At 54.8% G+C, this 12,493-nt stretch carries 9 protein-coding genes; 8 read left to right on the forward strand and 1 reads right to left on the reverse strand.

Annotation, left to right across the window (positions count from 1 at the left end; genetic code table 11):
• Window positions 1–37: 37 nt before the first annotated feature.
• Complete coding sequence (locus tag OCH02_RS20780) at window positions 38–1,330, reverse strand: citrate synthase (RefSeq protein ID WP_153857678.1); 1,293 nt, start codon at window positions 1,328–1,330, stop codon at window positions 38–40.
• A 733-nt stretch (window positions 1,331–2,063) separates the two neighbouring features.
• Here OCH02_RS20780 and sdhC point away from each other — a divergent pair.
• The 8 genes from sdhC (at window position 2,064) to sucD (ending at window position 11,888) form a co-directional block, all read left to right on the forward strand.
• Entirely contained in the window at window positions 2,064–2,453 is a 390-nt protein-coding gene (gene sdhC / locus OCH02_RS20785) for a succinate dehydrogenase cytochrome b556 subunit (RefSeq protein WP_004949747.1), read from the forward strand.
• Entirely contained in the window at window positions 2,447–2,794 is a 348-nt protein-coding gene (gene sdhD / locus OCH02_RS20790; protein ID WP_012005699.1) for a succinate dehydrogenase membrane anchor subunit, read from the forward strand. The genes sdhC and sdhD overlap by 7 nt, the downstream gene beginning before the upstream one ends.
• Window position 2,795: 1 nt before the next feature.
• Window positions 2,796–4,562 carry a succinate dehydrogenase flavoprotein subunit gene (gene sdhA, locus OCH02_RS20795; protein WP_261432771.1) on the forward strand — a complete coding sequence of 589 codons (1,767 nt, stop codon included), beginning with the start codon at window positions 2,796–2,798 and terminating at the stop codon, window positions 4,560–4,562.
• A 16-nt stretch (window positions 4,563–4,578) separates the two neighbouring features.
• On the forward strand, window positions 4,579–5,295 hold the full coding sequence (locus tag OCH02_RS20800; protein WP_012005701.1) for a succinate dehydrogenase iron-sulfur subunit: 717 nt from the start codon (window positions 4,579–4,581) through the stop codon (window positions 5,293–5,295).
• Between the two features lie 276 nt (window positions 5,296–5,571).
• Entirely contained in the window at window positions 5,572–8,385 is a 2,814-nt protein-coding gene (sucA, locus tag OCH02_RS20805; RefSeq protein ID WP_261432776.1) for a 2-oxoglutarate dehydrogenase E1 component, read from the forward strand.
• Between the two features lie 11 nt (window positions 8,386–8,396).
• Window positions 8,397–9,611 (forward strand): 2-oxoglutarate dehydrogenase complex dihydrolipoyllysine-residue succinyltransferase, encoded by a 1,215-nt coding sequence (odhB, locus tag OCH02_RS20810; protein ID WP_261107665.1) that lies wholly within the window; start codon window positions 8,397–8,399, stop codon window positions 9,609–9,611.
• Between the two features lie 238 nt (window positions 9,612–9,849).
• Complete coding sequence (sucC, locus tag OCH02_RS20815) at window positions 9,850–11,016, forward strand: ADP-forming succinate--CoA ligase subunit beta (RefSeq protein WP_012005704.1); 1,167 nt, start codon at window positions 9,850–9,852, stop codon at window positions 11,014–11,016.
• A complete protein-coding gene (gene sucD / locus OCH02_RS20820) occupies window positions 11,016–11,888 on the forward strand; it encodes a succinate--CoA ligase subunit alpha (RefSeq protein WP_012005705.1) in 873 nt (290 codons plus the stop codon). The genes sucC and sucD overlap by 1 nt, the downstream gene beginning before the upstream one ends.
• The last annotated feature ends 605 nt before the right edge of the window (window positions 11,889–12,493 follow it).

The raw sequence follows: 12,493 nt of genomic DNA on the forward strand, positions 1-12,493 counted from the left end.
GGCGGCTTTTTGCTGCAATACCTAGGGTAAAGCGGCGTTACTTGTTTTTCACCTGGGACTTGAAGTCACGCTCGGCATAGCCGGTGTACAACTGGCGCGGACGGGCAATCTTGATGCCTTCGTCATGCATTTCGTTCCAGTGTGCAATCCAGCCGATGGTACGGGCGATGGCAAAGATAACGGTGAACATGGAAGAAGGGATCCCCATCGCCTTCAGGATGATGCCTGAATAGAAGTCGACGTTCGGGTACAGTTTCTTCTCGATGAAGTACGGATCGTTCAGTGCGATGTGTTCCAGCTCCATCGCCACTTGCAACAGGTTGTCGTCCTTCTTGTTCAGTTCTTTCAGCACTTCGTGACAGGTTTCGCGCATTACGGTGGCGCGCGGATCGTAGTTCTTGTACACGCGGTGGCCGAAGCCCATCAGACGGAACGAGTCGTTCTTGTCCTTGGCGCGCTTGATGAACTCAGGAATGTGATCGACAGTTTTGATCTCTTCCAGCATCTTCAGTGCGGCTTCGTTGGCGCCGCCGTGTGCTGGGCCCCACAGGGAAGCGATACCGGCAGCGATACAGGCAAATGGGTTAGCGCCTGAAGAACCTGCGGTACGTACGGTAGAAGTGGAAGCATTTTGCTCGTGATCGGCGTGCAGGATCAGGATGCGATCCATTGCGCGTTCCAGCACTGGGTTCACCACGTATTCTTCGCACGGGGTGGCAAACATCATATGCAGGAAGTTACCGGCATAGGACAGATCGTTGCGTGGGTAAACGAACGGCTGACCCAGCGAATATTTGTAACACATGGCCGCCACGGTAGGCATTTTGGACAGCAGGCGGAACGCGGTGATCTCGCGATGACGCTCGTTGTTGACGTCCAGTGCATCGTGGTAGAACGCCGCCAGGGCACCGGTCACACCGCACAGCACCGCCATTGGGTGTGAGTCACGGCGGAAGCCACGGAACAGATGGGTGATCTGGTCGTGGATCATGGTGTGACGGGTCACGGTAGTTTTGAAGGTCTCGAACTCTTCTGCGGTTGGCGTTTCGCCGTACAGCAGGATGTAGCACACTTCCAGATAGGAAGACTCTTTCGCCAGCTGTTCGATCGGGAAGCCGCGGTGCAGCAGTACGCCTTTGTCACCGTCGATAAAGGTGATTTTGGATTCGCAGGAAGCGGTAGAGGTAAAGCCGGGATCAAACGTGAAATAACCTTTGGAGCCCAGGGCGCGGACATCGAGGACATCGGGGCCCAGTGTCGGGGTTAATACGCCCAGTTCGATTGGAGCTTCGCCATCGTTAATGGTTAGCGTCGCTTTCTTATCAGTCATTTACAGTCTCCTTTGCGCCTTATTTTAAAAACCTCTAACAACTGAAATACCTTAATTCTCCTCAGGTTGCCCGCAAAAAATGGAGCGGACGCTAACTCTGTGAGCGACTGCGCAAATGCGCGGGTAGGGTACAGAGTGCTAACCAGGCGAACGAGGTGGGTGACCAGTTGTTAACGATTCATCGGAATTCGTTATGTTCTGTTAATCTTACCTACGACGTGTTCGGGGGTGGTTGAACCTATCCCAATAAACTGTTTTATATGCCTTATTTGTTCTCGTCTGCGGTGATGTGCTGCAAACGTGACCGGCAAAAACCGCCATTGGGATAGGTTCTTTCAAATACACTGTTGCACATCCTGAACATCGGGGGAAGTGTATCTGCTGACCTATAGCGCATCATAGGGCCGTTTGTGCCCCTATATGTAATGGAATTGTTGATCTCTTGTCAAATCAGATAATTAATTTTATGCTAATTGTGAAATCCGTGATCTAAATCACTGTTCGGGGGAAATGTTACCAAAGGGATTGTATGGGAATTGTAATCAGAATGTGATCCTCCTATACTGCCGCCAGGTCTCCGGGATACCCTGAAGTAGGAGCACCCAGCGTTATAACTACGCGCCGTTTAAGCACAGAGGATGTTGTTGTTTGAGCGCGTGACGTGTGAGGGTTTTGGCTCTTAACGCTGTCTGATCCCCGCCCAGGCCGGAGGAAGGAAAATAATAAGAGCTGTGTGGGCAAAAACGTGAAAAAACAAAGACCTGTCAACCTGGATCTGCAAACGATTCAGTTTCCCGTAACTGCGATAGCGTCCATCTTACACCGAGTCTCTGGCGTAATTACCTTCGTTGCCGTGGGTATCCTCCTCTGGCTGCTGGGCCTGTCACTCTCTTCCCAAGAGGGTTTCATGCAGGCTGCTGCCATCATGAATAGCTTCGTTGTCAAATTCATATTCTGGGGCATCCTCACTGCGCTGGCCTATCACATTTGCGGTGGCATTCGCCACTTGTTAATGGATTTTGGCTATATCGAAGAGAGTTTAGCCGCCGGTACCCGTTCTGCCCAGGTGGCAATCGGTCTGACCGTCGTGCTGTCAGTTCTGGCTGGAGTCCTCGTATGGTAAACAATGTTTCTGCATTAGGACGCAACGGCGTACACGATTGGTTGTTACTGCGTGCTTCCGCTATCGTCATCACCCTGTATGTTCTGTATATCCTGGGCTTCTTTGTCACGGCTCCGGATCTCACCTATGAAATCTGGCGCGGCTTCTTCGCCACCTCTATTACGAAAGTGTTCACGCTGTTGACGCTGCTGTCGATTCTGGCTCACGCCTGGATCGGTCTGTGGCAGGTGCTGACGGATTACGTCAAGCCGGTAGCGGTACGTCTGGTGTTGCAACTGGCGATCGTTGTCGTGTTGCTGGTCTATTTACTGTACGGAACAATCGTAGTGTGGGGTGCGTAAGATGAAACTGCCGGTCAGAGAGTTTGATGCTGTAGTTATCGGTGCAGGCGGCGCAGGTATGCGCGCGGCACTGCAAATTTCTCAAGCGGGTTCTTCTTGTGCCCTGCTGTCCAAAGTATTCCCGACCCGTTCCCATACCGTGTCTGCACAGGGCGGCATTACCGTAGCCCTGGGTAACAATCACGAAGATAACTGGGAATGGCATATGTATGACACGGTGAAAGGTTCCGATTATATCGGTGACCAGGACGCCATTGAGTATATGTGTAAAACCGGCCCGGAAGCGGTTCTGGAGCTGGAGCATATGGGTCTGCCGTTCTCCCGTACCGACGATGGTCGCATCTATCAGCGCCCATTCGGCGGCCAGTCACTGAATTTCGGTGGCGAGCAGGCGGCACGTACCGCTGCGGCGGCTGACCGTACCGGTCATGCCCTGCTGCACACCCTGTATCAACAGAACCTGAAAAATCACACCACTATCTTCTCCGAGTGGTATGCGCTGGATCTGGTGAAAAACCAGGATGGCGCGGTGGTCGGCACCACGGCTATCTGCATTGAAACCGGTGAAGTGGTTTACTTCAAAGCCAAAGCCACCGTGCTGGCGACCGGCGGTGCAGGCCGTATTTACCAGTCCACCACCAACGCCCATATCAACACCGGTGACGGTGTCGGCATGGCGCTGCGCGCCGGCGTGCCGGTGCAGGACATGGAAATGTGGCAGTTCCACCCGACCGGTATCGCCGGCGCCGGGGTTCTGGTGACCGAAGGTTGTCGTGGTGAAGGCGGTTATCTGCTGAACAAACACGGTGAGCGTTTCATGGAGCGTTATGCGCCGAACGCCAAAGACCTGGCGGGCCGTGATGTCGTCGCCCGTTCGATCATGATTGAAATCCGCGAAGGCCGTGGTTGTGACGGTCCGTGGGGCCCACACGTTAAGCTGAAGCTGGATCACCTGGGTAAAGACGTGCTGGAATCCCGCCTGCCGGGCATTCTGGAACTGTCGCGCACCTTCGCGCACGTCGATCCAGTGAAAGAGCCTATCCCGGTTATTCCAACCTGCCACTACATGATGGGCGGTATTCCGACCAAAGTGACCGGCCAGGCGTTGACCGTGAACGAGAAAGGCGAAGACGTAGTGATCCCGGGGCTGTTCGCCGTGGGTGAAATTGCCTGCGTATCGGTGCACGGCGCCAACCGTCTGGGCGGCAACTCGCTGCTGGATCTGGTGGTGTTCGGTCGTGCCGCGGGCATGCATCTGCAGGAGTCCATCCTGGAGCAGGGCGCCAGCCGTGAAGCCAGCGAGTCCGATGTAGAAGCGTCGCTGGATCGTCTGAACCGCTGGAACAACACCCGTTCAGGTGAAGATCCGGTTGAAATCCGCAAGGCGCTGCAAGCCTGTATGCAACACAACTTCTCGGTATTCCGTGAAGGTGATGCGATGGCGAAAGGGCTGGAAGAACTGAAAGAGATCCGTGAACGTCTGAAGAACGCACGTCTGGACGATACCTCCAGCGAATTCAACACCCAGCGCATCGAATGCCTGGAGTTGGATAACCTGATGGAGACCGCGTTTTCCACCGCCGTGTCGGCCAACTTCCGTACCGAGAGCCGTGGCGCGCATAGCCGCTTCGACTTCCCGGAACGTGATGATGCCAACTGGCTGTGTCACTCGCTGTATCAGCCGCAATCGGAAAGCATGACGCGTCGTGAAGTGAACATGCAACCGAAGCTGCGCCCGGCATTCCCGCCGAAAGTGCGTTCTTACTAATTGCGGAGATCGATTGATGAAACTCGAATTTTCAATTTATCGCTACAATCCGGATGTTGATGACGCTCCGCACATGCAGGACTACAGCCTGGAAGCGGAAGAAGGTCGCGACATGATGTTGCTGGATGCGTTGATCCAGCTGAAAGAAAAAGATCCAAGCCTGTCGTTCCGTCGTTCCTGCCGTGAAGGCGTGTGTGGTTCCGATGGGATCAACATGAACGGTAAAAACGGCCTGGCCTGTATCACACCGGTGTCGTCGCTGACCAAAGGCAACAAAAAGATTGTGATCCGTCCGTTGCCGGGCTTGCCGGTAGTGCGCGATCTGGTGGTCGATATGGGGCAGTTCTACACCCAGTATGAAAAGATCAAGCCTTTCCTGCAGAACGACGGCAAGAATCCGCCGGCGCGTGAGCACCTGCAATCACCGGAAGAGCGTGCCAAGTTGGATGGTCTGTACGAGTGCATTTTATGCGCTTGTTGTTCGACCTCTTGCCCGTCATTCTGGTGGAATCCTGACAAGTTTATCGGCCCGGCTGGCCTGTTGGCGGCGTACCGCTTCCTGATTGACAGCCGTGATACGGAAACGGAAGAACGTTTAGACGATCTGGACGACGCTTTCAGTGTTTTCCGCTGCCATAGCATTATGAATTGTGTCAGTGTATGTCCTAAGGGCTTGAATCCGACCCGTGCAATCGGTCATATCAAGTCTATGCTGCTGCAACGCGGCGCATAAATGGAATGAGATGCTGCGCCGGGCAGTTTCCGGCGCACATCAACGAGGAGGGAACCTCTAAAAACTGACCCGCGGCTGCGGCGCTAAGCAGCCTGGTTCGCCCGCCGGTTTTTAGAGGTTCCTTGTAAGGGACCGCAAGGTCCATAGCAGAACGTACCGTGCCTTTCTTTTGGCTAAAAGTACGTCGAGTGAACCGTTTCTACGGCAAACCGTATCCATCACGGTAATTATGTTAACCACGGCGAAAACTAAAGCTTCAAAGCTTAAGGGATCATGATGCAGAACGGCGCAATGAAGGCCTGGCTGGATTCCTCCTATCTGGCGGGCGCGAACCAGTCTTACATAGAACAGCTCTATGAAGACTTCTTAACCGATCCGGGCTCCGTTGAAGATAGCTGGCGTTCCATTTTTCAACAGCTACCAACCGCGGGTGTAAAACCCGATCAGCTTCACTCTCAAACGCGTGACTACTTCCGCCGCCTGGCGAAAGACTCCGCGCGTTACAACACCACCATCAACGATCCAGACACCGACGCCAAACAGGTCAAGGTACTGCAGCTGATTAACGCCTTCCGTTTCCGCGGACATCAGCATGCCAACCTCGATCCGCTCGGTCTGTGGCAGCGTGAGCAAGTTCCTGACCTTGAACCCGCCTACCACAACCTGACCGAAGCCGACTTCCAGGAAACCTTCAACGTGGGTTCTTTCGCCATCGGCAAAGAAACCATGAAGCTGGGCGACCTGTACGCTGCGCTGAAGCAGACCTACTGCGGCTCGATCGGTGCGGAATACATGCACATCACCAATACCGAAGAGAAACGCTGGATCCAACAGCGCATTGAATCGGTGGTGGGGCACGCCAGCTTTACCCATGACGAGAAGCGCCGTTTCCTGAACGAGCTGACCGCAGCGGAAGGTCTGGAACGCTACCTCGGCGCCAAATTCCCAGGGGCAAAACGCTTCTCGCTGGAAGGTGGCGATGCGCTGGTGCCAATGCTCAAAGAGATGGTGCGCCACGCCGGTAAGAACGGCACGCGCGAAGTGGTGTTGGGCATGGCCCACCGCGGTCGTCTGAACGTGTTGATCAACGTGCTGGGTAAAAAACCTGCCGACCTGTTCGACGAGTTTGCCGGCAAGCATAAAGAACACCTCGGCACCGGTGACGTGAAATATCACCAGGGCTTCTCCTCCGACGTAGAAACCGAAGGCGGCATGGTTCACCTGGCGCTGGCGTTTAACCCGTCGCACCTGGAGATCGTCAGCCCGGTAGTTATGGGTTCTGTACGTGCCCGTCGTGACCGTCTGGACGAAGCGCGCAGCAACATGGTACTGCCAATCACCATCCACGGTGACGCCGCCATTACCGGCCAGGGCGTGGTTCAGGAAACGCTGAACATGTCGCAGGCTCGCGGTTACGAAGTGGGCGGCACCGTGCGTATCGTGATCAACAACCAGGTTGGTTTCACCACTTCCAACCCGCTGGATGCGCGTTCTACCGAATACTGTACTGACATCGCCAAGATGGTGCAGTCGCCGATCTTCCACGTCAATGCTGACGATCCGGAAGCGGTGGCCTTTGTTACCCGTCTGGCGTTGGATTTCCGTAACACCTTCAAACGTGACGTGATGATCGATCTGGTCTGCTACCGTCGCCACGGGCATAACGAGGCCGATGAGCCAAGTGCAACCCAGCCGGTGATGTACCAGAAGATCAAGAAACACCCAACGCCGCGCAAGATTTATGCTGACGTGCTGACCGAACAAAAAGTCGCCAGCCTGGAAGATGCCACGGAAATGGTCAACCTGTACCGTGATGCACTCGACCGCGGTGATTGCGTGGTTGAAGAATGGCGTCCGATGAACCTGCACTCCTTTACCTGGTCGCCGTACCTCAACCACGAGTGGGACGAAGAGTACCCAAGCAAGGTTGAAATGAAGCGCCTGCAGGAACTGGCCCGTCGCATCAGCACCGCGCCGGAAGCTATTGAAATGCAGTCACGCGTAGCGAAAATCTACGGTGATCGCGCAGAGATGGCTGCAGGCAATAAGGCGTTCGACTGGGGCGCGGCGGAAGCGCTGGCTTATGCCACCCTGGTTGACGAAGGTATTCCAATCCGCCTTTCCGGTGAAGATGCCGGTCGCGGTACCTTCTTCCACCGTCATGCGGTAGTGCACAACCAGAAAAACGGTTCGGTCTACGTGCCGCTGGCCAATGTCCACAGCGGACAGGGCGAGTTCAAGGTTTGGGACTCCGTACTGTCTGAAGAAGCCGTTCTGGCGTTCGAATATGGCTATGCCACCGCAGAACCTCGCACCCTGACCATCTGGGAAGCGCAGTTCGGTGACTTCGCCAACGGCGCTCAGGTGGTGATCGACCAGTTCATCAGCTCCGGCGAGCAGAAATGGGGCCGTATGTGTGGCCTGGTGATGCTGCTGCCGCACGGTTACGAAGGCCAGGGCCCAGAGCACTCCTCTGCGCGTCTGGAACGTTACCTGCAGCTGTGCGCCGAGCAGAATATGCAGGTGTGCATCCCGTCTACCCCGGCACAGGTTTACCACATGCTGCGTCGTCAGGCGCTGCGCGGTATGCGCCGTCCGTTGGTGGTGATGTCACCGAAATCTCTGCTGCGTCACCCGCTGGCGACGTCGTCTCTGGATGAACTGGCTAACGGCACCTTCCTGCCGGCGATTGGTGAAATTGACGATCTGGATCCGAAAGAAGTCAAACGCGTGGTGCTGTGCTCCGGTAAGGTCTATTACGATCTGCTGGAACAGCGTCGCAAGAACGACCAGAAAGACGTCGCCATCGTACGTATTGAGCAACTGTACCCGTTCCCGCATCAGGCCCTTCAGGCGGTGCTGGAGAAGTATGCTCACGTGCATGATTTCGTCTGGTGTCAGGAAGAGCCGCTGAACCAGGGTGCCTGGTACTGCAGCCAACACAACTTCCGTGAAGTGGTGCCGTTCGGGGCTTCTTTACGTTACGCCGGACGACCAGCCTCTGCCTCTCCGGCAGTAGGTTATATGTCCGTACACCAGAAGCAGCAACAGGCTCTGGTTAATGACGCGCTGAATATTGTTAAAGATTAAGGGAAAGCTAAATGAGTAGCGTAGATATTCTGGTTCCTGACCTTCCTGAATCGGTTGCCGATGCGACCGTCGCCACCTGGCACAAGAAACCAGGTGACAGCGTCCAGCGTGACGAAGTTCTGGTTGAAATCGAAACTGACAAAGTGGTGCTGGAAGTTCCGGCCAGCGAAGCAGGCATTCTGGATGCGATCGTGGAAGAAGAGGGCGCAACCGTGCTTTCTCGCCAGATCCTTGGCCGTATTCGTCCAGGCGACAGCTCTGGCAAGCCGACCGAAGAAAAAAGCCAGGCTAAAGAAGCCACTCCAGCCCAGCGCGCAACCGCCAGCCTGGAAGAAGAGAGCAACGACGCACTCAGCCCGGCTATCCGCCGCCTGATTGCTGAACACGACCTCGATGCAGCTGCCATCAAAGGCAGCGGCGTGGGTGGCCGTATCACCCGTGAAGACGTGGAAGCGCACCTGGCCAACGGCAAGAAAGCCGACAAGCCTGCCGCCGTTGAAGCCGCTCCGCAGCCTGCTCTGAGCGGTCGCAGCGAGAAGCGTGTCCCTATGACCCGTCTGCGCAAGCGCGTAGCGGAGCGCCTGTTGGAAGCGAAGAACAGCACTGCGATGCTGACCACCTTCAACGAAATCAACATGCAGCCGATCATGGACATGCGCAAGCAGTACGGCGAAGCCTTCGAAAAACGCCACGGTGTACGTTTGGGCTTCATGTCCTTCTACATCAAGGCGGTGGTTGAAGCACTGAAACGCTTCCCGGAAGTGAACGCTTCTATCGACGGCACCGACGTGGTGTACCACAACTATTTCGATATCAGCATTGCGGTATCTACTCCTCGTGGCCTGGTGACCCCGGTGCTGCGCGATGTAGACAGCATGAGCATGGCGGACATCGAGAAGAAAATCAAAGAACTGGCAGTCAAAGGCCGTGATGGCAAATTGACTGTGGAAGAGTTGACCGGCGGTAACTTCACCATTACCAACGGCGGCGTATTCGGTTCACTGATGTCTACCCCGATCATCAACCCACCGCAGAGCGCCATCCTGGGCATGCACGCCATTAAAGATCGCCCAATGGCGGTGAAAGGCCAGGTTGTGATCCAGCCGATGATGTATCTGGCTCTGTCTTACGACCATCGCCTGATCGACGGTAAAGAATCCGTGGGTTATCTGGTGACGGTTAAAGAGATGCTAGAAGATCCGGCCCGTCTGCTGCTGGACGTATAACCCTGATGGGCGCGGTACCTTAAATAATTGGAGTTGCATCGCGGCGGCAACTGAACGAATCCCCAGGAACATAGCGAACTATGTGATTGGGGTGAGAGAAGGCAGCCAACAAAGATGCGGCTTCAAGTATGACGGGTACGCCGCGCCCACACTCTGTGCTATGTGGCCGACTAAAGTCATGCGGTTTTCCGCCAAAATGGCTCGGCTAAAACCTTCAGAACTGAATGGATAGAACATCATGAATTTACACGAATATCAGGCAAAACAGCTGTTTGCTCGGTATGGTATGCCGGCACCAACCGGTTATGCCTGTACCACACCGCGTGAAGCGGAAGAAGCCGCATCCAAAATCGGCTCCGGCCCGTGGGTGGTTAAATGTCAGGTTCATGCTGGCGGTCGCGGTAAAGCTGGTGGCGTTAAAGTGGTTAACAGCAAGGAAGACATCCGTGCTTTCGCTGAAGCCTGGCTGGGCAAGCGTCTGGTGACCTACCAGACTGATGCGCTGGGCCAACCGGTTCACCAGATCCTGGTAGAAGCGGCGACCGACATCGATAAAGAACTGTATCTGGGTGCGGTTGTTGACCGTGCCAGCCGTCGCGTGGTGTTCATGGCATCCACCGAAGGTGGCGTTGAAATCGAGAAAGTTGCGGAAGAAACCCCGGAACTGATCCATAAAATGACCATCGATCCACTGGCAGGCCCACAGCCTTACCAGGGCCGTGAACTGGCTTTCAAACTGGGTCTGACCGGCAAGCAAGTCGGCCAGTTCGCCAAAATCTTCATGGGTCTGGCGACCTTGTTCCTGGAGCGTGACCTGGCCATGGTTGAGATCAACCCGCTGGTGGTGACCAAGCAGGGCGATCTGATCTGTCTGGACGGCAAACTGGGCGCTGACGGCAACGCCCTGTTCCGCCAGCCTGAGCTGCGTGAAATGCGCGACCTTTCTCAGGAAGATGAGCGTGAATCCCGTGCGGCACAGTGGGAGCTGAACTATGTTGCTCTCGACGGCAACATCGGTTGCATGGTGAATGGCGCAGGCCTGGCGATGGGGACCATGGACATCGTTAAACTGCACGGCGGCGAACCGGCCAACTTCCTCGATGTGGGCGGCGGCGCAACCAAAGAGCGCGTGACCGAAGCCTTCAAAATCATCCTGTCTGACGACAAGGTGAAAGCGGTTCTGGTTAACATTTTCGGCGGTATCGTGCGTTGCGACCTGATCGCTGACGGTATCATTGGCGCAGTAGCTGAAGTGGGCGTTAACGTCCCGGTGGTGGTGCGTCTGGAAGGGAATAACGCCGAGCTGGGCGCCAAGAAACTGGCGGACAGCGGTCTGAATATCATTGCTGCGACCAGCCTGACTGATGCGGCTCAGCAAGTTGTTGCGGCAGTGGGGAGCAAATAATGTCCATTTTAATCGATAAAAACACCAAAGTAATTTGTCAGGGCTTCACCGGTAGCCAGGGGACTTTCCACTCCGAACAGGCTATCGCTTACGGTACCAAAATGGTCGGTGGTGTAACGCCGGGCAAAGGCGGCACTGAGCACCTGGGCCTGCCGGTGTTCAACACCGTGCGTGAAGCAGTAGAAGCGACCGGTGCCACCGCATCCGTTATCTATGTCCCGGCTCCGTTCTGCAAAGACTCCATTCTGGAAGCTATCGATGCAGGCATCAAACTGATCATCACCATTACCGAAGGCATCCCGACGCTGGATATGCTGACCGTGAAAGTGAAGCTGGATGAAGCCGGCGTGCGCATGATTGGCCCGAACTGCCCAGGTGTTATCACCCCGGGCGAGTGCAAAATCGGCATCATGCCTGGCCACATCCACCTGCCGGGCAAAGTGGGCATCGTTTCCCGCTCTGGCACCCTGACCTACGAAGCGGTAAAACAAACTACCGATACCGGTCTGGGCCAGTCTACCTGTGTGGGCATTGGCGGTGACCCGATCCCTGGCTCCAACTTCATCGATATCCTGAAACTGTTCCAGGAAGATCCGCAGACTGAAGCGATCGTCATGATCGGTGAGATTGGCGGTAGCGCTGAAGAAGAAGCGGCAGCCTATATCAAAGAGCACGTGACCAAGCCAGTGGTTGGCTATATCGCGGGTGTTACCGCGCCTAAAGGCAAACGTATGGGCCACGCCGGTGCCATCATTGCCGGCGGCAAAGGTACTGCAGACGAGAAGTTTGCGGCGCTGGAAGCGGCAGGGGTTAAAACCGTACGCAGCCTGGCTGACATCGGCGAGGCAGTAAAAGCGGTTCTGAATCGCTAATTTACCGCCTGCAGTAAGCCCTATTTAAACGGGGCCAGACCACGCGTCTGGCCCCGTTTTTTTTGCTTGTGGTAAACCAGTGCGTCTGGCCAAATCTTGTGGTAACGAACGTCAGCACAGTAGACATTAGGTGGGGGAATGAGGATAGGTGGCTGGTGTATATGCGGGGGGTTTTAACCAATAAATTTTCTTTTTTATGGTCAGAAATTATCAGAGTAAAAAAATAAGCTAAGCTTGTCCTGTAGTCAGGTTAATTAAAGCTAACATTAGTCACAGGCCAACTTCGATTTAAATACAAACAATCATTAAATATCACATCTATTTAACACAAAGGCTACGTACAGAGACTACGAAACCATTGTGTAACATAACCACAAGATAATTATGAGAAATTGTGAGCTGAATCTGGAAATAAAATCCGGATAGGCTTAAATTGTTTCAGATCAAATTACGCCTGAATACCTCTTTGGGGGAAAATTTGACCTGTAACCCAAAGTCTAACCCATATGACCTGCTCCCAGTTGATTAGTACACCCCGATGTTAGTAATGTCTTCATAAGCCACATGAGGACATCCCCATGAAGAAGCGTTTTTCCGACCAACAG

Origin of the sequence: Serratia quinivorans (assembly GCF_946227985.1) — a bacterium.
GTDB lineage: Bacteria > Pseudomonadota > Gammaproteobacteria > Enterobacterales > Enterobacteriaceae > Serratia > Serratia quinivorans_A.